This window comes from Paenibacillus sp. Y301 (genome assembly GCF_059445505.1).
In genome coordinates, this window is record NZ_JCAIUL010000005.1 from 44,830 (window position 1) to 69,529 (window position 24,700).

General features: G+C 40.7%; 20 protein-coding genes. 3 read left to right on the forward strand and 17 right to left on the reverse strand.

Translation table 11 applies throughout. The features are described from left to right. Window positions 1-95: 95 nt before the first annotated feature. The 4 genes from bshB2 to AC1D69_RS10540 all read right to left on the reverse strand — a co-directional run bounded on the left by bshB2 (window position 96) and on the right by AC1D69_RS10540 (window position 2,955). Window positions 96-746, reverse strand: coding sequence for a bacillithiol biosynthesis deacetylase BshB2 (bshB2, locus tag AC1D69_RS10525; RefSeq protein ID WP_495456117.1), 651 nt, complete (start codon window positions 744-746; stop codon window positions 96-98). A gap of 29 nt (window positions 747-775) precedes the next feature. Continuing rightward, entirely contained in the window at window positions 776-1,120 is a 345-nt protein-coding gene (locus tag AC1D69_RS10530; protein WP_495456118.1) for a YojF family protein, read from the reverse strand. A gap of 173 nt (window positions 1,121-1,293) precedes the next feature. After that, on the reverse strand, window positions 1,294-1,893 hold the full coding sequence (locus AC1D69_RS10535; RefSeq protein WP_495456119.1) for a nitroreductase family protein: 600 nt from the start codon (window positions 1,891-1,893) through the stop codon (window positions 1,294-1,296). Window positions 1,894-2,118: 225 nt separating this feature from the next. Further along, window positions 2,119-2,955 (reverse strand): DegV family protein, encoded by an 837-nt coding sequence (locus AC1D69_RS10540; protein ID WP_495456120.1) that lies wholly within the window; start codon window positions 2,953-2,955, stop codon window positions 2,119-2,121. A 163-nt stretch (window positions 2,956-3,118) separates the two neighbouring features. Here AC1D69_RS10540 and AC1D69_RS10545 point away from each other — a divergent pair, with 163 nt between their 5' ends. Continuing rightward, window positions 3,119-3,724, forward strand: a complete 606-nt coding sequence (locus AC1D69_RS10545) for a pentapeptide repeat-containing protein (protein ID WP_495456381.1) — start codon at window positions 3,119-3,121, stop codon at window positions 3,722-3,724. 97 nt (window positions 3,725-3,821) lie between these two features. Here the strand turns inward: AC1D69_RS10545 and map are convergent, their stop codons facing one another. The 6 genes from map to AC1D69_RS10575 form a co-directional block, all read right to left on the reverse strand. After that, window positions 3,822-4,574, reverse strand: coding sequence for a type I methionyl aminopeptidase (gene map, locus AC1D69_RS10550; protein ID WP_495456121.1), 753 nt, complete (start codon window positions 4,572-4,574; stop codon window positions 3,822-3,824). A 249-nt stretch (window positions 4,575-4,823) separates the two neighbouring features. After that, a complete protein-coding gene (locus tag AC1D69_RS10555; protein WP_495456122.1) occupies window positions 4,824-10,280 on the reverse strand; it encodes a HAMP domain-containing protein in 5,457 nt (1,818 codons plus the stop codon). A gap of 138 nt (window positions 10,281-10,418) precedes the next feature. Then, complete coding sequence (locus AC1D69_RS10560; protein ID WP_495456123.1) at window positions 10,419-11,333, reverse strand: DMT family transporter; 915 nt, start codon at window positions 11,331-11,333, stop codon at window positions 10,419-10,421. 39 nt (window positions 11,334-11,372) lie between these two features. Beyond that, window positions 11,373-12,944 (reverse strand): S-layer homology domain-containing protein, encoded by a 1,572-nt coding sequence (locus tag AC1D69_RS10565; protein ID WP_495456124.1) that lies wholly within the window; start codon window positions 12,942-12,944, stop codon window positions 11,373-11,375. 138 nt (window positions 12,945-13,082) lie between these two features. Continuing rightward, window positions 13,083-14,183: a glycosyltransferase gene (locus tag AC1D69_RS10570; protein WP_495456125.1), complete on the reverse strand. Its 1,101-nt coding sequence runs from the start codon at window positions 14,181-14,183 to the stop codon at window positions 13,083-13,085. A 48-nt stretch (window positions 14,184-14,231) separates the two neighbouring features. Continuing rightward, on the reverse strand, window positions 14,232-15,536 hold the full coding sequence (locus AC1D69_RS10575) for a nucleotide sugar dehydrogenase (RefSeq protein ID WP_495456126.1): 1,305 nt from the start codon (window positions 15,534-15,536) through the stop codon (window positions 14,232-14,234). Between the two features lie 195 nt (window positions 15,537-15,731). On the opposite strand from AC1D69_RS10575, the gene AC1D69_RS10580 reads away from it, so the two are divergent. After that, window positions 15,732-16,445: a GT-D fold domain-containing glycosyltransferase gene (locus tag AC1D69_RS10580; RefSeq protein ID WP_495456127.1), complete on the forward strand. Its 714-nt coding sequence runs from the start codon at window positions 15,732-15,734 to the stop codon at window positions 16,443-16,445. Between the two features lie 148 nt (window positions 16,446-16,593). On the opposite strand, the gene AC1D69_RS10585 is transcribed toward AC1D69_RS10580, so the two are convergent. The 3 genes from AC1D69_RS10585 to AC1D69_RS10595 all read right to left on the reverse strand — a co-directional run bounded on the left by AC1D69_RS10585 (window position 16,594) and on the right by AC1D69_RS10595 (window position 19,488). Beyond that, entirely contained in the window at window positions 16,594-17,001 is a 408-nt protein-coding gene (locus tag AC1D69_RS10585) for a hypothetical protein (RefSeq protein WP_495456128.1), read from the reverse strand. A 90-nt stretch (window positions 17,002-17,091) separates the two neighbouring features. Next, window positions 17,092-18,894, reverse strand: coding sequence for an oligoendopeptidase F (gene pepF, locus AC1D69_RS10590; RefSeq protein ID WP_495456129.1), 1,803 nt, complete (start codon window positions 18,892-18,894; stop codon window positions 17,092-17,094). 36 nt (window positions 18,895-18,930) lie between these two features. Continuing rightward, window positions 18,931-19,488: a GNAT family N-acetyltransferase gene (locus tag AC1D69_RS10595; RefSeq protein ID WP_495456130.1), complete on the reverse strand. Its 558-nt coding sequence runs from the start codon at window positions 19,486-19,488 to the stop codon at window positions 18,931-18,933. A gap of 132 nt (window positions 19,489-19,620) precedes the next feature. Here AC1D69_RS10595 and AC1D69_RS10600 point away from each other — a divergent pair, with 132 nt between their 5' ends. Further along, window positions 19,621-20,982, forward strand: coding sequence for a TrkH family potassium uptake protein (locus AC1D69_RS10600; protein ID WP_495456131.1), 1,362 nt, complete (start codon window positions 19,621-19,623; stop codon window positions 20,980-20,982). Between the two features lie 144 nt (window positions 20,983-21,126). Here AC1D69_RS10600 and AC1D69_RS10605 read toward each other — a convergent pair whose 3' ends face one another. The 4 genes from AC1D69_RS10605 to AC1D69_RS10620 all read right to left on the reverse strand — a co-directional run bounded on the left by AC1D69_RS10605 (window position 21,127) and on the right by AC1D69_RS10620 (window position 24,695). Beyond that, window positions 21,127-21,801 (reverse strand): response regulator, encoded by a 675-nt coding sequence (locus tag AC1D69_RS10605; RefSeq protein WP_495456132.1) that lies wholly within the window; start codon window positions 21,799-21,801, stop codon window positions 21,127-21,129. Then, entirely contained in the window at window positions 21,798-22,637 is an 840-nt protein-coding gene (locus tag AC1D69_RS10610) for a sensor histidine kinase (protein WP_495456133.1), read from the reverse strand. The genes AC1D69_RS10605 and AC1D69_RS10610 overlap by 4 nt, the downstream gene beginning before the upstream one ends. Before the next feature lie 190 nt (window positions 22,638-22,827). Further along, entirely contained in the window at window positions 22,828-23,934 is a 1,107-nt protein-coding gene (locus tag AC1D69_RS10615) for a Gfo/Idh/MocA family protein (protein WP_495456134.1), read from the reverse strand. Between the two features lie 23 nt (window positions 23,935-23,957). Continuing rightward, window positions 23,958-24,695: a ThuA domain-containing protein gene (locus AC1D69_RS10620; protein WP_495456135.1), complete on the reverse strand. Its 738-nt coding sequence runs from the start codon at window positions 24,693-24,695 to the stop codon at window positions 23,958-23,960. Between the last annotated feature and the right edge of the window lie 5 nt (window positions 24,696-24,700).

The following is a 24,700-nucleotide window of genomic DNA, read 5'->3' on the forward strand; positions in this document are numbered from 1 at the left end:
TAACACTTTCATATCATGGACTATACAACAAAGCCGAGCTTAAAGGCTCGGCTTCTTATTTTCTATTTCAAACTTGCAAGTACCCTAATCTCATTTTATTCTATAACATAAGTCCAGAATCGCTCAGTTCCGAATCTTTCCTTCATGGCTTCGCTCTCTACCATTTGGCTATCTACAGGTAACTGCCACTGTGAACGATGAGATTGAATCGAGCCGATCTTCTGCTTAAGAAAAGCACTAACATCGACTTTTACGTCAGAATGTCCCAATATTTCCTCACAGCCCTTCGTAAAAGCCATACAATGGACGACTGGTCTTTGGTCCTTCGGCATCTTCGCGATCGTACGTATAACTGCTGCGCCTGTAGCATCATGATCTGGATGAACACTATACAGGGGATGAAAAGTAACAACAAGAGAAGGATTCAGCTCCTTGATCAAATCTCCAAGTCTCTCGCTCATTGCTTCATGATCTTCGAATTCAATCGTTTTATCATGATAACCCATCATTCTTACATCGGTTATCCCAATAGACTTACATGATTCTAGCAGTTCCATTTTACGAATCTCTGGAAGTGTGACTCGATTAGCAAATAGTGGATTGCCCATGTTCCGAGCCATTTCTCCTAAAGTTAAACAGGCATACGTTACAGGTGTGCCTTCAGTGATGTGCTTGGCTAATGTTCCAGAGAGACCAAAGCATTCATCATCTGGATGTGGTAGTACTACTAATATCTGACGTTCCATATGAATTAACCCTCTCTCTCTATTTAATATTAAAATGGTTCTTTACTTAATTGTAGAGATACGACTAATTTACCGTCGTTATCATGACCTGCGAGTATTAGACGTTCCGTATCCGTCTCATCCCAATGCGTTAATCCTTGAGAGTATACCCATCCTTGATCGATCTTGAGCCCAACACGATAAGGCCCACTTCCTTCAATTGAACCTAAAGTATATCGAATATGTCCATTACGGATAAATGTGGATGCTGTGAACTTTGAGTCATCATGGTGAGAGGCATAAGCTCCCGTTGTCATCTCAAGATGGATATATAGGTCTTGGTTTTTGAGCTGATCTATGATCAACTGAACATTTGTCTGATCTATGAGTTGCATTATTTTCTACTCTCCCGTCTGTCAATCACTTACTATATTGTTGTATGTACACTATATTATAGTCTACATTGCAACAAATTCTCAAATAATAAAAAAGCCCCCCTATACTATATGAACAATTATAGTATCGAGGACCGGCTTTAGTTAGAAATAATTTTCTGACACTTGTAGTATTATTTAAACACTTTAACTCGATCTTCTAAAGGCTTGAATTCTTTCTCTCCAGCTGGTGCTACTACTTTTCCAAATGGCATTTCAGCTAGAAGTTTCCATGATGCTGGAATATTCCAAGTTTGTTTCACTTCATCATCAATCAATGGATTGTAATGCTGTAATGATGCACCGAAACCTTCATTTTCAAGACCTGTCCAAATAACCAATTGATGCATTCCTGATGATTGTAGAGACCAGATTGGGAAATTATCTGCGTAAGAAGCAAATGCCGTCTGCAATCCTTCAATAACTTCTTGGTCTTCAAAGAACAACACGGTACCGTAACCATTACGGAACATTGCCATTTTCTCAGCTGTTGGTGCAAATTTATCATCAGGAACCATTTTCTTAAGTGTGTTTTCAGTAATATTCCACAGTTTATCATGTTGCTCTCCAAGAAGAACGACCACTCTTGCACTTTGAGAGTTAAAAGAAGATGGCGTATGTTTTACAGCATCGCTCACGATTTCTTGAATTCTTTCGTCAGACACCACAGATTCTTTACTAATTGCATAAATTGAACGTCTATTTTTAATTGCTTCAAAAAACCCTTTTTCCATAATTATAGTTCCTCCCTTAATGTTATGTACTTACTTTTTATATTATATATGAATTTTCAAAATAATACAAATTCCATGTCAAAATGACACTCACTCATTGTATTTTGCTCAACATATGCTAACCCTAGTCTGGATTTCAATAAGTAGCTCCATTAATAAAAAAGAGCTGCAGGCACATTCGCCTACAGCTCTCATAAATATGAACGCTTCCATAACATATTGTGGTTAATAATTATTAATCCATGATAATCCAATCGTTCCCTCACCAGCAAGAATTCCAACCACAGGAATGAATGTCATAATTTCAATTTTGAGATGTGGATGATCTTCAGCGATCTCCTGTTCAATCTCATGCGCTACGGATAAATTATTTGCATGCATAATACAAACGGTTTTTATCTTTTCGATGTCAGTCTTTAAATGTTCAATAATTCTATGCTTTGCTTTCTTAAAGGTACGTATTTTCTCATCAACAAGAATCTTACCATGGTCGAAACGTATAATTAATTGGATTCGAAGCAAGTTACTAATCAACAACTGTGTACCTGATACTCTGCCACTACGATGAAGTTGGTGTAAATTAGCAGGAATAAGGAAAAACTTCGTATTATCAATCATAGGTTGAATGTTATTCTTAATCTCCTGTGCTGATAATCCCTCATGTTGCAATCTAAGCCCATACATAATCATCTCTCTAATCGGAAAGGCACCTGCCTCTGTATCTATCCCAATGACCGTTGCCTCAGCTATTTCTGCTGCTTGGATCGAATTGTGAAAAGTTCCACTAAGTGAGGAAGAACAATGAATTGCTATGATTTCATCATATTTATCTTTTAACGATTCATACAGTTCAATAAACTCCCCTATCGGAGGTTGTGAACTGCCTGCTTTTTCATAAACCTTAAGTTTCTCGTATACTTCGTCGTTCGTTATCTCTATCGTTTCTTTGTAACAATCGTTTCCAAATATAAGTCGCAAAGGAACAATATAAATGTGATTCTCTCTAGCAAAATCAGGGTCAATAGTACATGTACTATCTGTAACCCATGCAATTGATTTCATTGTTTCACTTCTCACTTTCAAAAGATGATATAGTCTTCGTAGATCTTACAATTAACCATAACAAACTAACAGTAGATATTCAACTTTACGATATTCCCATTTCTAATTCTTTATCAAATATAGATAGATATATTATAATAGAACCTATTAAGGAGATGATATGATGTTTTTTCATATAGATCAAAACTATGATCATATTGATTTCAGTAAATCCGATTTATGCTATGGCGAACTGACGAATTGTACCTTTCAAGAATGTAACTTTAGCGGAACACCCTTAGAAGAAGTCTCAACCACAAACTGCCAATTTATTAATTGTAATTTCACAAATGCGAATCTTAATGCGTCACAGCATATTGGCTCTGCCTTTACCAATTGCATTTTTAAAGGAAGTAACTTGTTCGTATCTAAATTTGAAAATTGCAAAATGGTAGGTTCCGACTTTGTTCAAGCACGCATGGATGGAATCACAATACAAGAAGGAGATTGGTCCTACACGAATCTGCGACATGTAAACCTAAGCAAGCAAGACTTACGGAAAGTCCGGTTTACGGAAGCAGATTTTGTTCAATCCAATTTAGAAAAAGCTGATCTGAGAGAAGCCAATTTAACTGGCGTTCAATTGAGTCAAGCCAAACTAGCGGGTGCTGATCTACGCGGTGCTATTCTCGATAGAATTGACTTTAAGTCTCTCGACATCAAAGGCGTTAGAATGGATCTCACCCAAGCGGCTACCTTTACACGTTCTTATGGTGCAAAGGTAGATTAACTACCACTAAAAAATAAGCCACAATATACCGGAAACACCAAAGAGCGGATCAAGGCTGACACCTTGACCTGCTGCTTGTGTTACATGATTATGTTTCTTATAGACCTTGATCCGTTAGAATGATCGGACCGTCAGCCGTAATAGCTAAAGTATGTTCATACTGTGCCGACAAGCCACCATCAACTGTTCTAGCTGTCCAACCATCTGCATCTATTTTGCTACGATAAGTACCGGTATTAAGCATAGGTTCAATGGTAATGACCATGCCTTCTTTCAATCTTGGACCGACATTTGCTGGACCATAATGTGGAACTTGAGGTTCCTCATGCATATCCTTGCCAATACCATGTCCTATGAATTCTCGTACGACAGAGAACCCTTCTGCTTCAGCATGGACTTGAACAGCATGCGAAATATCTCCAATGCGGTTTCCTACAACTGCCATCTCAATCCCTTTATATAAGGATTCTTTGGTTACATCTAAGAGTTTCTGTGATTTCTCAGATATCTGACCTACGGGGTATGACCAAGCTGAATCCGCTAACCAGCCATTTAAATTAACGACCATATCGATGGTCACGATGTCCCCTTCTTTTAGCTTCGTGTGCGTCGGAAATCCATGACAAATAACATCATTTACAGAAGCGCATGTAGCAAAGCGATACCCATTGTACCCTTTTTGTTCCGGTGTAGCGCCATTCTTAATCATAAATTCTTCAGCAAATCGATCAATCTCAAGCGTAGCTATTCCAGGAACAATCATCTTACTAATTTCACGATGACAGGCCGCTAATATTTCACCAGCTAATTTCATCTTTTGAATCTGATCTTTCGTTTTAATTGTAATCATGCTCTTATCCCTCATTCTATTATGGTCTTCTTATTATAACCAAACTGTTTCGAGTTGGTGAAGTAAATTCAAGTCCAAACAACAAGATTATACACCATCTCCGTATAGCATACAAAAGTTATGACAAAAAGATGCATACGAAAGTATGTCTTACTGTATTTTAATTCCAACAACCATCCTTATCTTGGATGATCAAAAATAAGAATAGCAGGTTCAAGGAAAAAAAACTTGACCTGCTATACTCAACACTTAATCCTCTTCAGATACTTCTTCAACTTCTTCATCTAACCAGCTACGAATCATGGACAATAGATGTGCACTATTTACGGGTTTCGTAATGTAATCTGAGGCCCCTGCTTCTAAGCATTCCTCACGATCGCCAGCCATTGCTTTCGCAGTCAATGCAATAATTGGCAACTTTTGAAACTCAGGTTTTTCACGAATTGCACGAGTAGTCTCATATCCGTCCATAATCGGCATCATAATATCCATTAGTACAATGTCAATGTCCGGTGATTGCTCTAGAAGTGTAATGGCTTCGTGCCCATTCTCTGCAGAAGTTACCATCATATTATGACGTTCAAGAATGGTTGTGAGAGCAAATATGTTACGGATATCATCATCCACAACAAGTACCTTCTTATACTTAATCATTTCATCAGATTGATGAAGTTTGATAATCGCTTCACGCGATCCTTCAGGTAGATTCTCAGACTTGCGATGTAGGAATACACTTGTTTCATCCATCATCTGAATCGTCGACTTCACTTCACGAATAACAGCCACTTTCATTAGATCTTCAAGATCATGCTCTTCCTCGTGTGTCCATTTCTGCTTTCTAAACAACACAATTCTTAAGAATTTATTTTTGGAATTCTTTTGTATCTCCCGAATGAAATGAAGGACCTCCATATCCTGCAATTCATTGTCTACTAATAGACATTCCACATCATTAGCTTTTAAATACTCTAATGCGTGACGACCCGAGTCTGTATCGTGCACTTGTACATCTTCATTATCGATACATTCTTTCCACTGCTGGCGAATGCCATCATCACTATTCACAAGCAGGAGATTATGAATAGTCTGATCTGCATAACGATTTAAGTTATCCAATGTATTCTCAAGTTCCTCGTTATTAACAGGCTTACAAATATAATCGTATACACCCTTTTGCATCAGTTGGACTTTATCTTCCTCCACACTAATTACGCAGACAGGAATATGTCTCACACTCACATCATTCTTTAAGTGTTCAATAACAAGCCATCCGTCCGTGTCTTTTAATCGCAGGTCAAGCGTAATGGCAACAGGGTTATACTTTCTGGCTAGTTCAAGTGCATTTGAACCTTTGGTTGTGATAACAGCTTTGATATTTCTTTTATGCAGAAGTTCTAAGACAATTTCATTAAACTTTAAATCGTCCTCAATAATTAGAAACACACGGTCACCTGGTTCGATCAGGTCACGATCATCGATGATATCATTGTCTGATTTTCTACTATCCGTATATCTCCGCTCAGGAGGTGTGACATCAATGACCTCAGGGATATATTTCGTCTCCACTTCAATCTCTTGATACTCAGCATCTACCGGCAAGTATAAATTGAAGTAACTTCCTTTATCAACGACACTATATAATGTAATTTCTCCACCGAGCATACTCGCAATTTCACGAGAAATGGCAAGACCTAGTCCAGTACCTCCATATACCCGGTTGGTGCTTCCATCAGCTTGTTGGAAGGCTTCAAATATAATGCGCTGTTTATCTTCTGGAATGCCTACCCCGGTGTCACTTACAGAGAAACACAACACCATTGCCGCATTACTCAACGTCGAATTTGCTACATTCCATCCATCGGTTGCTCTACGGATCTGAAGCATGACCTGTCCTTCTTCCGTGAACTTGAATGCATTGGACAAGAGATTCTTCAGAACTTGTTGGAGTCTCTTTACATCCGTCACTAGGGTATCAGGAACATTCGATTCCGTCTTGATGTGGAATTCAAGTCTGCTATCATCCACCATATGACGGAACGTACGATCTAATCCATCCACTAAATCCAACAATTTAATTTCCGTATAATCCGGTGTTATCGTTCCTGATTCAATCTTAGATAAATCTAGGATATCGTTAATTAAATTAAGGAGATCGAACCCGGAATCTTGAATTGTTTTGGCAAATTTAACTTGGTTGCTGGATAGATTAGCTTCCGGATTCTCAGCAAGTTGTTCTGCGAGCAATAGTAATGAATTAAGTGGTGTGCGAAGTTCATGAGACATATTAGCTAAGAATTCAGATTTATATTTGGAAGTCAAAGCTAATTGTTCTGCTTTTTCTTCTAAGAAACTCTTCGCAATTTCAACTTCGTTATTCTTACTCTCGACTTCTGCTTTCTGAAGAACTAGGAGTTTCGCCTTATCCTCTAATTCTTCATTCGTGTTCTGTAACTCCATTTGCTGTTTCTGTAGCTTCTCTGTTAAAGACTGTGATTGAATTAGAAGTTCTTCAGTACGTTGGTTCGCTTGCATCGTATTAATAACAATACCTATCGATTCCGTCAATTGATCTAGGAAGGCAATATCAATCTCTCCGAAAGCACGGAATGAAGCTAACTCTAATACAGCAAGGACTTGATCTTCAAATATGATTGGAAGTAGAACGATGTTAAGTGGTGTTGCCTCACCTAGACCAGACGAGATCATAACATAGTCACTTGGTACATTCGTTAATAATATCCGTTGTTTCTCAATTAGACATTGACCAACCAACCCTTCACCAGCTCGATACTCATTGGAGAGATGTTTACGCTGTTGATAAGCATAACTTGCAAATAGGGATAATACCGACTCATCATTCACTACTTCGTTAATATAGATAACACCATGTTGCATGGACACCAATGGTGCTAATTCTGAAAGAATCATACGACATACAGCATATAAATCCCGTTGACCTTGTAACAATCGGGAAAACTTAGCCAGATTCGTCTTCAGCCAATCTTGATCCGTATTAATTCGAGTCGTTTCTTTGAGATTACGAATCATCTCATTCACATTATCTTTCAATGCTGCAACTTCACCTGCTGCGGCGACATCAATGGTACGAGATAAGTCTCCCTTCGTCACGGCAGTGGCTACATTGGTAATAGCCCGCACTTGGGTTGTTAAGGTACTCGCCATATAGTTAACATTATCCGTAAGATCACGCCACGTTCCTGCTGCACCTGGCACGCTCGCTTGCCCGCCCAGTTTCCCTTCAGCTCCCACTTCTCTAGCTACTGTAGTAACCTGATCTGCGAACGTAGCCAGTGTCTCAATCATGTTGTTAATAGTATCTGTCAACTCTGCGATTTCGCCTTTTGCTTCGACCGTTAACTTCTGCTTCAGATTACCATTCGCAACAGCTGTCACAACCTTGGCAATTCCACGGACTTGATCCGTAAGATTCGTCGCCATGATGTTAACGTTATCTGTGAGGTCCTTCCATATTCCGCCAACACCACGTACTTGTGATTGCCCTCCGAGCTTCCCATCAGTACCTACCTCACGGGCCACACGAGTTACTTCTGATGCGAATGAGTTCAGTTGGTCCACCATGGTGTTAATCGTATTCTTCAGTTCCAGAAGTTCACCTTTTACATCAACGGTTATCTTCTTAGATAAATCTCCGTTCGCAACAGCTGTTGTGACACCTGCAATGTTACGCATTTGAATCGTTAAATTGCTAGCCATATAATTCACGGTATCCGTCAGGTCTTTCCAAGTTCCAGAGACGTCTTTCACATCTGCTTGGGCTCCAAGTTTCCCTTCCGTTCCGACCTCACGGGCCACACGAGTAACCTCTGAAGCGAAGTTACTGAGCTGATCTAGCATCGTATTCATTGTATTCTTCAGCTCAAGCATCTCACCCTTAACGTCTACGGTAATCTTTTTAGACAAGTCACCCTTAGCTACTGACGTCGTTACGTCGGCGATATTACGCACTTGATCTGTCAGATTACGAGCCATCCCATTAACGCCCTCAGTTAAGTCCTTCCAAGTTCCACCTACGCCCTTCACTTGCGCTTGTCCGCCAAGCTTACCTTCCGTACCTACTTCTTGGGATACTCGTGTAACTTCCGATGCAAACGTAGATAGTTGATCTACCATCGTATTAATAGTGTTCTTGAGTTCCAGAATTTCACCTTGAACATCTGCTGTAATTTTCTTAGATAAGTCCCCATTAGCAACCGCGGTCGTGACGACTGCAATATTTCGAACTTGATCGGTTAGATTGGAAGCCATGTAATTGACGCTTTCCGTCAAATCACGCCATGTTCCCGCAACACCTTTAACCTTCGCTTGTCCACCCAACATACCCAGCGTTCCAACCTCACGGGCCACACGTGTTACTTCTGATGCGAACGTGGATAACTGATCTACCATGGTATTGATGGTATTCTTCAGTTCAAGGATTTCACCTTTGGCATTCACCGTAATTTGCTTGGATAGATCACCCTTTGCAACCGCTGTCGTAACTTCAGCGATGTTCCGAACCTGATCTGTTAATGTGCCCGCCATGAAATTAACGTTATCCGTTAAATCCTTCCATGTCCCAGATACATCTTTAACATCAGCCTGTCCTCCAAGTTTACCTTCAGTTGAGACTTCTCTCGCTACCCTTGTAACCTCAGATGCAAAATTGCTTAACTGATCCACCATCGTGTTAATCGTGCTCTTTAACTCTAGAATTTCCCCTTTGGCATCTACCGTAATGGTCTTCGATAAATCACCTTTGGCAACGGCTGTTGTAACTTCAGCTATATTGCGGACCTGATTCGTCAAGTTACTAGCCATGTAATTAACACTCTCTGTCAAATCACGCCAAGTTCCTGCCACGCCGCTTACCTCTGCCTGTCCACCTAATATACCTTCGGTACCAACATCACGTGCCATACGAGTAACCTCTGAAGCGAACATTGATAATTGATCTACCATTGTATTGATTGTAATCTTCAGCTCAAGTATTTCACCTTGAACATCTGCCGTAATTTTCTTTGAAAGATCTCCATTGGCAACAGCCGTGGTTACAACAGCTATATTGCGGACCTGATCTGTCAGGTTCGTGGCCATATTATTAACACTATCGGTTAAATTCTTCCAAGTACCCGATACACCTTCAACATCAGCTTGTCCACCCAAGTTCCCTTCAGTGCCCACTTCACGCGCAACACGTGTGACTTCGGAAGCAAATTTACTTAGCTGATTCACCATCATATTTATATTGTTAGCAGACTTCTTAAATTCTCCTGTTAATGGACGCCCTTCAAATTCTAGATCTACAGTCTGGGAGAGATCTCCCTCCGCAACAGCATTGATGACACGGACCATTTCACTGGTAGGTTGAATGAGATCAATGACCATACCATTCAATGCTTCAACAGCAACCGTCCAAGATCCACCTGTATTTATATGAGAGAAACGTCTCGATAGATTACCTTCTTTTCCTACAACCTTAGCGACTGTTTGGATCTCTACTACCATGCTTTCTTGCATTTCAATAATCTCATTAAACGAATCCGCAACTTTACCCTCTAGGCCAACGAGGTCATACGGCATTCGATAAGAGAAATCTCCATTTTTAAAAGCTATTAAAGCTTTTAATAACTCGCTTGTATTGAATTGCTCTTTGGGCAGTTCATCAATAGAATCCTTTTCCGGCATTTTCAGTTCCTCCCACAATACATGCTTGACTGATTTCCACCTAGTGAAGATCAGGTGATTTTTATAACTATTTTTATTTTACATTGTTATGGAAATTATGTCATTCTTCCAAAATGAATTGTTGATAAAATCGATATGCTAGACAACATCTAACTCATGAACTGATTCCCTCTTATTCGTCCTGTTCGTGACTCTCATAAAAAGAATCATACCCGTTATAGCCATAAGTCCTCCACAAATCTGTACATTACTCATGGTCTCATTTAACAATAAAAAGGCTAGCAAGCTGGCACCTATGGGTTCCCCTAGGATACTCATAGAAATGGTTGTAGCAGATATGTATTGCAATAACCAATTAAACAACATATGTCCGAACACGGTTGGAACGATGGCTAATAATAGAAAGATTCCCCATTCTCGCTCATTATAATGCGTAAATGATATCCCCATGGTCACATTATAGATAGCAAACACTACCACCGCAGATGAAAATACGATCAAGTTATATACGTAAGGCGACACTTGTGACAGCAGCTTTTGACCAATTAACATATGTACGGCGACAGCAAGCGTTCCTAGGAAAGACATTAAATCTCCATATAGATTTTCATTTGAAATTCCGATATCCCCCCAGCCGATCAAGGCAGCTCCAGCAACAGCAATTAGCATACCCAACTTCGCGAAAGAAGCCATTCTCTCTTTGAATAAAAAATAAGCTCCGCACCAAATAAACACCGGTTCCAGTGCTAGTATAATCGTTGAACTAGAAACCGTCGTATAGGTTAATGATCCCATCCATAACAAAAAATGTAATGCAAGAAAAAAACCAGATGCTCCTAATAGGATCCAGTTCTTAACCGAGATGGAGCGCAATTCAGCACCCCGCCGAAAACCAAATGGGAGCATCATGAATACCGTGAATAGTAGTCTATACATCCCCTGGATCGATGCGGGTGCTGTAGACCATTTCACGAATATGGACGAAAAGGAGACTGCGATAACACCGATAAGAAGGGGGATGATGATGGGAATAGGTGCTGCTGATTTCTTCATTACAATTTCCTTTCACGTTATAAATCTAATTTTCTCATATTAATAGGCTGAATAACGAACGACATTCCGAAGTGCGGCCCAAATATCATGAGTCTCACCACCCATATACCAATATGCATAACCGGCAACCCCTTTACTAGCTGCCATATGGGCTTTGAGCGATAAGGACCGACTCTCTTCCATCCAAATGCTATGTTTCGTCCCTAACAAAGTATACTTCGCTATATATTGACTTGTGCTAGTATCAAATGTTAGTTTAGCATTCCTCTTAATGATTCTTTGATTCTGTAACGGTAGCGTTATTTCTTCTGATAGGACCTTCTTTGAAGATACAGACCAGTCACGCGTATACAGTGGCAGTGCAACTATAACTTTATTAGAAGCAACCGATTTGAGCAATTTGCTTAATGCCTTCTCTACCCAAGGAAGTGAAGAGACAGATCCAGCTACCGTTGACCCGCCCCAATGCTCATCATAACCCATTAACACGACATAGTCTGCAGATTTACCCAGCATTGCATAGTCAAACCCTTCCGTCCAATCCGTTCCTAAATCTGGTGAAACATCAATAGATAGAACGGCATTTATCTCATGAAGCTGGTTAGCAAGTGTAGTAATAAATGTGGTTAAATTCTGACGATCCGTAGGATTCACATCTTCAAAGTCAACATTGATACCTGCTAGTTTATACTTTTGAACATACGTAGTGATTTGTTGGATCGCTTTATTTCTCAAGGTTGAACTAGATAATATCTCATGTGTCAGTTCCGAGTTCGAGTGATTTCCCAACATCGCCCATATTTTCTTATTGTTTTGTTTAGCGTAGGTCAATAATTCTACATTGGAATGGTCCGATATGACGGCATTATTCTCTAGATAGAACCACCTAGGTACCAATGTATTAACGGTTGATGACTCCACTTGATCTATGAATTCTGTTGTTGTACTATCGTATTGCCATCCCATATGAATAACAGAAGCACTCTGCCCACTCCTCACTTTAACCCCGAATGAACTGTCTAGGATCCGGTCCAATACGACTGCCGTTTCTTGTCTAGTAATAGCATCATTGGGACGATACTTATGTCCTTCACCGGACATGATCGATTCCTTCTGAATCGTATAGACATACGGAATGGCCCACGTAGCGATATCATCGGAATCAACGAATGTGAGTTTACTAGTCGTTGTTCCAGCCTTAAGTTTCATCGCGCGGACTATTAATGCAGCCGCTTCTTGACGGCTAATCTCTTGGGTAGGTTCGAAGAATCCCGGGCGAACCCCATCCACTATACCTAAGTTCACCCCTGCTTGTACCCACCCATAATACCATTCCTTCTTTCGAACATCCGTAAAGGACGCAATGGCGTTATCTACAGGTTCCAGTCGTAGCACCCTGCCGATCATCGTTATAAACTCTGCCCTAGTCACAGGTTTCCGAGGCTCATATGTCCTTACTTTCGTACCATTAATGATGTTCAGACCAGCTAATCGAACAATTTCTTTCTGAGCATAACTATTCGAAATATCATCAAAAGGAAGCTTGCTGCTTGTATTAGCTGAAATGGTCGATGGTACAGTACCCACTCCCATAAAAATAATGAGTAGCATGAGTGTACTAAGTTTATAGATTGATGAATGTATTCGGTTTTTTATCAAAAGAAAAGCCTCGCTTTATAATAGAATAGGGTGCTCTTCTATCCTATCAAATTAAAGCATAGGCTTTTACGATCAAATATTGGAAGATTATCATAATCCCAGCGCGTTTTTAAGCTTTGTTCGATTACCTAGTAGAGCTATGTCTTCAGGTAAATATATAAGGGCTTTTTCGTTGTTTTCATAGGAACGTTTCATATCCCCAATACTCGCATAACAGTAGCTCAACCGAATATGCGGCAACCAAGTATAACAGATTAACGATACAGGTCTCAACCCATGTCTATGGATTTGTTGCTCTACGGATTGTTCGTACCAGTGAATGGCTGTATGCCATTCCTTCCATGTCATGAAGCACTCACCAATAGCACAACAAATATCGCTCTGTGGCCTGTCATAGCGGAACGAACGAAATAGACTATGAAGCTTATTCTCCATGTCTCCTAATTGATCATAACATTGAGATAATCTTAAGCAAGCCCCAATCCGATCTTCTCGATACCCCGCCGATTCCGATAATAACTTCTCAAATGCAGTTATAGCTTGTGGGTACTCCTGTCGATCACAACATTCATTCGCGTAATGATATAACATACGACCCTCAAGTGGTTCTTCTTCAGTCAACCACTTTGTCATAATATGATGATTGCGTTCTGTGTGATCCGATTCAGACCGGCGATGTGTGATCGCTATATCAGTGAATACAACGTTCCCACGACTTATATCTAGGTCTTCATGAATACACCCATACCAACGATATCCCTTATCCCGCTTCACTAGTCGCGTTCGACGAGATGCAAACGTCGCTCGGCCCGCTTCATCTTCTGCTAAGTGATAATCCATAATAACTGCATCGATATTGGAGGTCAAATGCTCCTTTAACTTACGTAACAGTACACGGTCCCGTTCTAATAGGACATCGTCGGCATCTAGCCACAGGATATAATCCTGCGTGGCTCTTTTAAATGATTCATTACGGGCAGCTGCGAAATCGTCAGTCCATGATATAGAATGTATATGTTCTGTATACCGAGCAGCAACCTCTAATGTGAGGTCCGTAGATCCTGTGTCGATCATGATAATCTCATCAACGATATCAGCAATCGAATCTAAACACCTTGCGAGTGTATTCTCTTCATTCTTAACAATCATACATAGACTGATGGTTATCGTCGACTTCTCATCTGCGCTCACGAGTAACGCCCTCCTCACTCAATGATGATTCCATCTCCATTTTGAGTATTAGCCTGGATTTCCTAATACCACAATACGACCACCTTGGCATGTCTTCATTACATTTCGTGTATCAAAGATCATTGGGGCGTGGTCCGCTATATTCTGATAATCCACCTTACTATGATCGGTTGTGATTACGACCATATCGGATTCAGACCATAATATTGGATCTGGAGCAACCGAAGTTATGATTTCTTTACTTAACCTAAACTGAGAAACAAAAGGATCTGTATAACACACATCAGCGCCTTCTTCTCTCAACTTTTGAAATAATGCCATGGCAGGTGATTCCCTTACATCATCAATATCTTTTTTATAAGCCATCCCAACAAGAACAATTCTTGCACGGTTAATAGACTTCTCCTCACTCTTTAACATCTCTGTTATTCGTTCGACCAAATAAAGAGTCATATTATGATTCGTTCGATCTGCAAGTTGAATAAACTCTAGTGGAATGCCATATTGCTCTGACTTCCATGCCAAATAGAGTGGGTCTATTGGGATACAATGTCCACCGATTCCAGGACCCGGATAGAATGTCATATAGCCGAATGGTTTAGTAGCAGCCGCATCAATCACTTCCCAAATACTAAACCCTGCCTTCTCACACATAGGAACCATTCCATTCACAAGAGCAATATTCACACTGCGGAATGTATTCTCAAATAACTTCGCTGTCTCCGCAACCATTGTAGAACTGACTGGAACGATACGATCAAGAATTCCCCCATAGAATTCAACCCCAACTTTCAGACAGTTCGGTGTACTTCCTCCTATAATCTTCGGTGTGTTCTTAACGTGATAATCTTTGCTCCCTGGATCCACTCTTTCAGGAGAATAACAGACGTAGAAATCGTCTCCAGCAGACCACGCATTGGTATTTTCCACGACCTGACGTATAAGCTCCTCCGTCGTCCCCGGATATGTGGTGCTCTCCAGAATAATTAGCGTTTCCTTCTTGAGGTAAGGAAGCGACATCTGGATAGCAGATTCTATATATGTTGTATCCGGTTGATTCCCCCTCGCCAATGGTGTAGGAACACAGATAATGATAATATCTGCTTGACGAATGACATCATATTGCGTTCCAACATGGAAATTCCCAGCTATCGATGCAATAACTTGGTCTTCAATATCTATAATATAAGATCGTCCATTGTGTAATTCTGCAATTTTAACTGGATCGATATCGATTCCGAACACGTTATAACCAGCCATTGCAATCTCAGTTGCCATCGGTAACCCTACATATCCAAGACCAATAACGACGACTCTAGCCGAAAGGTCCTTAATTCTGTTAATAATATCCACCCAAGCCACCCTCCTTGGCATTACATAATTAAACCCTTAGTTCTTCACAATATATGTTTCCACTGTCTAATCTGATAGGACACCTTCATTAACTCTATTGTTAAATAGGTATAAATTTATAGAAGATAGTCAATGACACAGTATGCATTGCTGTAGCAACATATATATATAGGAACAACAGTTAGGAGGGAGATCATGCAACAAAGCAGATATCTTGAATTAGATGAGGTTCTAACTCGAATAGAACATGCATTATCGACCCGTCAAGCGCTATCGCTCGTACGTATTGGAGACGGAGAGAATCTTGTATTAGCACAAGATACAGTGTGGCCCATTGATCAGGTACTTCAAGAACGATGGTCAATGAAGGCTAATCGAGGTCAAAAGGGGTTGTTTCTTCCTAATTTTAAATTAAGAGATGAAGTAGCTTACTCCGTTCAGCGGGCTGATATCGTAGGCATTCTACCCCATGATGATATAAGCATTAATGCCCCCTCCTATTTAAAAAGAGAGTTAACGGATCAAGTTTTTTCTCACTTTGGTATCTCTCCCCTCCTTACATGCCATGCTTGTCTGAATCGCCAATTAGTTGATACACCCACGTTCTGGAGTATGTTGAAGAATCAGCGACTACTAATCGTTACAAGGGAAGATCTACAAGTGAAGTCTGTTCTGGAATCGCCACCTTACACACTCCAGATTTCACAAACAATTCCTTTCGGGCAATACGAACAAATGTCAGACACGCTTCGTTGGATCGTAGATCACAAGAGTGAATTCGATGTGGCTCTCTTCACTTGTGGAGTAAATGCCGTTGTTCTAGCTGAGCGTACCGCCACCCTTACGGGGAAGGTTGCCTTTGATTTCGGTAAGGCCTCAAATATATTAATAAACGGAAGAGCTAATTAACTGAATAAACACGTTAAAGTACAAACTCCCCCCTCACTTTATCATCAGATGAGGTGGGTAAATTGTACTTTATAAGGGCATCAAAAAAAACGCTCCAAATCGTACATGGAACGTTCTTACAACTATCTCCAAAATATGAACATGGGGATCAAGGCGTTGCTGCTTTTCCAAAGAACACCTCTGGTCCGTTACGTATCGTTGTTGAGGCTCCAGATACGTAGGATGAATATACACTTTCTGCAGCGGCTGGGGCAGCTAAATCTTGTGCAAGAAACGATATGATCTCGTATTCGTTTGTGCTACTTATGGATCCTTCTGCCTGATAGATAACATTCGAAGGTACGTACGTGGCTCCACGGACAATCTCAATGATATACTCATCACCAGCTTCACCGACAAAACAAATATTACCATTTAAGGTAATTATGGGATTTGGTACAAAACCTGTCTGCAGACCAATAACTCCAAATAATTCTGGCGTAGAAGTTAATTCTGTATTAGGTGCTCCCGAAACAGATGAATTCATAGAACTTCTCATATCCAAAAACGTACTCATTCTCATTCCTCCTCACTATCAAGATATCCTAGTATATGATAGTAATGAAGAAAGAGTATGGACGTTGTACATACGTGATCTATCTATTTATTAAAAGAGAGATTCTAATTCATTTATTAGTGAACCTACATAATCGACAGCTCGATGAATTGGATCTGCATCAGACATATCGACACCAGCTAACTTCATAAGTTCTAATGGCGTCATACTTCCTCCCGCTTTGAGAACATCCAACCATCGGTCCACAGCAGGTTGACCCTCTTCACGAATAATCTGTGCAACGGCAGTAGAAGCTGTCAATCCAGCGGCATAGGTGTATGGATATAGACTCATATAATAATGAGGTTGGCGCATCCATGTCAACTTAGCATCTTCATCAATTTCAACGGAATCACCCCAAAATGACTTGAGCACATCTCCTTTTTGTTCCGATAGAACTTTAGCGGTAATAGGCTCATCATTCATAGCTAAGCGATAGATCCGACGTTGAAGCTCACCTTCAAGCAGATGTGTCACAAAATTATGATAATACGTGTTCAGAAGTTGCAGAATAACCCAACGCTTCATACGGTCATCATCTGAATTCGTCATTAAATGATCTGCAAGTAGAAGTTCATTCATTGTTGATGGTGCTTCGATAAAGTACATGGACGGTCGCGCATTGGTTGAACGTTGATTTCTAGCCGCAAGCATCAAATGTCCCGCATGACCTACTTCATGTGCTAGCGTGAATGCACCCCGCATATTATCTGCCCACGTCATAAGGATGTACGAATGTTGACCATAGACAGAAGAACAGAATGCTCCAGTAGATTTACCTACATTGTTAGCATAATCTACCCATCTCTCGTTAAACGCGGAATTCACAATTTCTCCGTATTCTGGCCCTAGAACACCCAATGCTTCTTGAATCATGTTACATGCTTCGGAATAAGTCGTTGTTGGACTAAACTCCGGATCCAGAGGCGCCTTTAGATCTGAAAAATACAATTTCTCTAGTCCTAACTCACGTTGCTTCAACTTCGCATATCTTCGCATATGTGGAGCCAATTGCTCTTGAATGGTGTCAAGAATTTGATCATACATTTGAGTTGTCACTTGCTGTGGTTGTAGGAGCATTTCCGTTACAGATCCATACCCACGTAGTCGCGATAATACGACTTGTTTCTTGACTTCCGTCGCATAAGCCTCGGCAAATGTATTCTGATATGTACGAAGAGAACGACTAAAGGAAGCAAAGGCAGATCGACGAAGTACTGTATCTGAAGATTGCTCATATTTATTCTCATATAAAGGGAACGATACGGGCTGTGAGTTCCCACTCTCATCCGTTGCATTCTCAAACGTCATATCCGATAACTTAGCTCGAAGATAGACGCGATACGGGGAATCTAGAACTTCACTCATCGATGCAAGAACACTTTCGGTTTCTGAGCTAAGACGATGAGACTTCGAATCTAGCAATAATTTCAAGCTTCTGCTGTAATCCGCTAGTCCAATGTTCTCTTCTAAATATTGTTCTACGGTTCCATCAGGTAAAGCAATGATCTCAGACTTGATAAAAGACAGTGCGGATGCAATACTCGATACCATATCTCCCGACTTAGCAGAATTTACTAAGTTGTCCGAATTGGTACTATCCTCCGTCTGACGTAACCTCGCGAATGAAGCAGCACGTGAGACACGCTCGTGTAATTCTTCTTGAGCATTAAGGCATGCTAACAATATTTCAGATCCTTCACTTAAGCGACCTTTATACTGCGTTACATTCCCTACATCCTCGCGGATCGATTTCAGTTCAGCTTTCCACGCTTCCATACTTGTAAAAAGATCATCTAAATTCCATGTCGTTTCTTCAAGCACTTCAGATCTCTTCTTAATCGGTTCTCCCATCTAATTACACCTCTCACATCCGCATATTTAATTTCATTATATTTCCTTAACCATATGATAATACATGTGATCATTGATCGGAATTTCTTTATCCACCTTATAACCTGATCTCTGATACAAAGAATAAGCACCCTCATTGTCTTTAACTACCGCCAGCGCAATTTTGGTGAAATGTCGCTTCATGGCTTCATTCTCAACAGCAAGCATTAATTCCTTACCAATGCCTTGTCTGCCATATGCAGGAGATACAGAGAGCGTATCTATATAAAATTCATCCTCATCCGCTTCCTTGTCTAACACAAGACTAGGGTTGTTCTTTAACTTTCTTAAGTAATCAATCATCGGTTTATCCAATACAATCGCATCAGAGCCTGCGTAAGAAACAACAACTCCCGCAACCTCACCATTCACTTCTTTCACGACCATTTGATGGTAACTTAATCGACCCTCTTCTTGAATGAAATATTGTCCTAGAACCTGAAGGACATCTTCTTCGTCCTCTTGTCCCGTCAATTGATGCGCAACGTCATGCAATGCATCATAAAGTAATCGCGTTACAAAAAGTTTATCTTCTTTTCTTGCTGGTCTTATCATGATGTATCCCTCCAAAACTTTCTGTCATGCTATTATACCCCACGATAATAAATATTGGGAGTTTGGGACTGTTTTATCATTCATGGGTACACTATAATGAGAAGAATGACATTCTAGAAGGTGAGTAATCAAATGCAATTCACACCAAAAAATAAACTATATCGTTATTTTTTAACACCCCCAAAGATACTAGTATTTGGCTTTGCCATCATTATTCTAATTGGGACTATTCTGTTGGCATTACCTATTGCATCATCTACATCCCCGTTATCTTTCATGAATGCCTTATTCATGGCAACTTCAGCCACGTGTGTCACTGGGCTTGCAGTTGTGGACCCGGGGACACAACTATCTACTTTTGGGGAAATCGTAATTCTGAGTCTTTGTCAAATTGGAGGACTAGGCTTCACGACCATGGCTACCCTGATCGCTTTGGTATTCAACAAACGGATTTCTGTGAAAGAACGACTTGTTCTACAGCAAGCGATGAATCATGGCAGCATGGAAGGTATTGTGCGTCTCATGCGCAAAGTTATTTTCTATTCTCTCTCGATCGAACTAGTAGGAGCACTGTTATTAGCGATTCGCTTCTCATTGGACATGCCTATCTGGCAAGCTTTATATTATGGCGTATTCCACAGTGTTTCTTCATTTACTAATGTTGGACTAGATATCCTTGGAACCGTTCATGGTCCATTCAGTAGTTTCAATTCTTACGTAAATGATCCTTTTGTAAATATCGTGATTATTCTACTCATCTTTCTTGGCGGAATTGGTTTTATTGTCATCTCCGATCTACTTGGGTTTCGCAAGTCAAGAAAATTGTCCCTACATAGTAAAGTTGTTCTTTCGGTATCCATTGCACTAGTTGTGATCGGGTCTGTCGTTATTTTTATTTTCGAATACTCGAATGAACATACCTTACAAGGTCTTAATCCTTCGGATAAAATCATGGCCTCTACATTGCAATCTGTCACTACGCGCTCTGGTGGGATTACAACATTAGACATTCCTAAATTGCATCAATCCACACAGTTTTTCATGATTATCTGGATGTTCATAGGCGCAGCACCTGGTTCAACAGGTGGTGGTATTAAAGTCACGACCTTTGCCATCCTCATAGGGGCCATGTATACGATGGCTCGAGGTAGAGATGATGTTGTATTCTTCCGAAGTCGAATTTCGAAGGAAGTTGTGTACAAAGCAATTACACTTACACTATTATCTTTTCTACTCGTCATCGCATTTACCATGGTATTATCCGTTACGGAAGATCGCCAATTTCTAACGATTCTTTTTGAAGCTACCTCTGCCTTTGGGACGTGTGGTCTCTCCATGGGATTGACCCCTGATCTATCAACGGTTGGGAAGATTGCAATCACATTTCTAATGTTCTTAGGCCGGCTTGGTCCTCTGACCTTAGCCTATGCACTAAGCCCTAAGCCTCAGAAAGAATCATTCCGATACCCAGAAGGCAAAATTACAATTGGATAAATCAAACATAAACGGCTACTCCGTCCTTTAGCGGCGAAGAAACGTTTAACGTTGAAGTACAAACTGCATATAAGCAGAGATACTTGTGGATTCTATATTTTAAAAGAGCTTCGCTAATCCTATAAAGGACAAGCGAAGCTCTTTTTAATTGCGTTTTCGTTTATGAAATAGTCCAGATTTACGATTCACCAGCCCTTTTTCTACCGCGTAACGGGTTAATTGTACTCGGTTCTCCAAGTGAAGTTTCTGTAAAATATTCTTCAAATGATTCTTAACCGTCTGATCCGAAATACCAAGTTGTGTTGCAATTTCTTTATTTGTCATGCCTGCCGCAACCCAATTCAATATTTCTCTCTCTCTGGTAGTCAGCGGAATATGATCCTCACTCGCTACGGATATCGGGAATTCCTTCAATATTTGAAAAGCAAGTTCACGGCTAAGAGGTGCATCATCACGCATAATGGCATGTAAATACGCCAACCATGTGGAGGGAGAAAGATTCTTGAGCAAGTAGCCCTGCGCTCCTTGTTTTAAAGCTTCAAATAAATGCGTGATATCATCAGACACCGTTATCATAACGATTTTGACATACGGATATTGTAATTTGATAATCCGAGTTGCCTCAAGACCTCCTATGCCTTGCATTTGAATATCCATCAAGATGAGGTCTGGCATAAGTTGCTCTGTTATAGCGATCGCTTCTTCACCACTAGACACGATTCCAATGACTTCGTAATCACTATCTTCGGCTAGAATATCTATCATGGCTTCTCTAGCATGCTGAGAATCATCAACAATAAGTACACGGTATACACTCACGATGTTAACGCCTCCTTTCTGATCTCGATGACTGTTCCAAGAGGCACCACAGGCATGGTCACTCGCCATCCCAGTTCTTGTGCTCTTTCCATCATAATTCGTAATCCATAACGGTCCTTATATAAATTCAGGTCATCTTGCATCCCTACCCCATTATCTTCGATAGATACGATCCACGATGAATCAGATCCTTCTCCACGGATGGAAATGGTGTTTGCTTTCGCATGTTTTTCGATATTAAGTAAAGATTCACGAATGCAGGCTAACATCTCAATCTTTTCTTTAGAATTTAGCAAATGATCGGGAATTGCCCATTCAATAGAAGGTGGAATTGTTAACGTCTCTTGAGCCATATGCCTAATTCTTGCTTTCATGGAATCTTCGAATACATTCTTCTCGATCGTAGCTGGATAACGCAAATTAGTTATGGCCTGGCGAGCATATCGATTGACTTCGTGAACCGTCTTACGTATTTCTTGGATTTCTTCCTGTTCCTCTACCGTAGATGTTCTAGCACTAGCGCGATCGATTTGAACTGACAATAAGAATAAAGACTGTGCTATGCCATCATGCAGTTCTCTTGATAAGAGTTCTCTAGCTTCTAACGCTGCCTTCTCCGTTCGCTCTCGATTTAACTCCTCTTGGTTATGCTCTAGCATTCGAAATAGAGGCATCAATAACGTTAGACTCGTAAGATACACAATAACAGGACTAAGAACGTTTCCAAGGTCCATCGACACATAATGTATTAATAGGGTATGTCGCACATATTCCCATAAACCCACCGTTAATGTAGGTAGAAAGAGGATCATCCATTTAATCTGTTTGTAAGACATTATTGTTCTCCTTGGCTCATTCTTATTTTGATTGGGGTACGTAAAGTAAATGCTGATATGATTGTAATTATATCTGAGAAATATTCAGAATACATCTCATCGCCCTTTATTTATACATGCACCCATTCATTAGAACAGCCCCATAACGGCAGGTATGCCGTCATGAGGCTCTTATTTAATAGCATTCTACTTATTGATCCAATGTAAAAGGTTCAAGATCTTTATACATGGGACTTGGTCTTGAACATGTACTACGCATGTCATAATGCTTCTGTTCATCGGAAGCATCGTGGAACGCCCACATCGCCTCCAGAACATGATAAGCTAGTTCACCACTTGCACGATGTGGACGTCCGCTTTGGATTGCGTAGGCCATATCAGCAGCGGCAATACCTCTTATGTTCTCCTCATAACCAAATAATAAAGGTTGTTCAATCCATTCCGATTCACCCATCAAGCGATATTTAACACTTCCACCGAATTGATTAGGATCGGGTACTTGTAATGTACCCTTCGTACCATAGATCTCAATCGGTGGTAGACTGCTTCCACCAAATATATCAAAGCTCATAATGAGGGTTCCTATCGCTCCCTCTTCGAACTCCATTACACCAGCCACATGTGTAGGGATCTCAACCGGAATCATTAGACCTTGCTTCTTCTCACTTGTAATGGTTCTTTCCTCTAGCGCTTTACCTGTAATTCCGGTAATTCGTTTAATTGGGCCCAACAATTGTATAAGTGCTGTCAAATAATACGGCCCCATATCGAACAGGGGTCCACCTCCTGCCTGATAATAAAACTCAGGATCAGGATGCCATCCTTCATGACCACCACTCATCATAAATGCTGTTGCACCAATAGGTCGTCCGATCACGCCATCGTTCAATAATTGTAACGCTGTTTGAATTCCCGCGCCATAGAATGTTTCAGGTGCACATCCGACACGGAGCCCCTTTTCTTTCGCTACTTGTAATACGCGTTGTCCTTCTTCGCGTGTAACCGCCAGGGGCTTCTCCACATAAACATGTTTACCTGCCGCAAGCGCTTGCAAACATACTGAAGCATGGGCTGCAGGAATCGTCAGATTAATGACTAACTGGATATCGGGATCAGCTAACAACTCTTCAGGGGAATAAGCTTTGGGTATGCCATATTTAGAAGCTTGCTCCTGAGCTCGTTGTATATCAATATCAGCGCATGCCACGACATGAATGATCTCGAATTTCTTGTAATTCTCCATATAAATACTGCTGATCTTTCCACACCCGATAATCCCTACATTGATTGTATTCATTCTGTGATTCCCCTCCTGAATGCTTAATAGTTACTATCTGCCATTCCTGTGTATGAACTTCCTTGAACTGAATCCGAACCACCATTCTGATACTCAGCCATTGATCTACCCTCTGCTGCCCATAGGAACCCACGACGCATGATCTCTGTCACTTCCGGCATCTCGATAATATCTGCATGATGACCTAAGGAATTGTAGAAGACTCTTCCACTTCCCCAACGCTTCGTCCACACAACAGGCATCTCAACGCTTCCATTCGTCGAATGCGGTCCTTTTACTACCGGGAATATCGTTGATGCTAAGACTTCTACTGCAGGATCCACATGAAGATAATACTGCTCACTCTTAACTTCGAAATCCTCTATACCTTCCAATAACATACTCGAGCTATATTTCATATGAACGATATATTCAACGCCATCATTCCCTGGATGAGCTACCCATTGCCCCCCAGTCATGAACTGCCAGTTCACGTTGGTACGGAAGGAATCGCACATGCCTCCATGACAACCTACGATTCCAACGCCCTTCTCTACTGCTGCCAGTACATTATCTACAAGTTCATTTCTAATTTCACCCATGGTCCATACGGGCACAATTAGATCCAAGCTCATAAGTTTATCTAGATCAGAATACGCTTCCAACGTATCTGATACTTCTACTTCGAATTGTTCCTTTTCTAGAATATCTTTGAATAATTGCGCCACTTGTTCTGGTTCATGACCATCCCAGCCACCCCATACGATCAACGCCTTTTTCATATAAA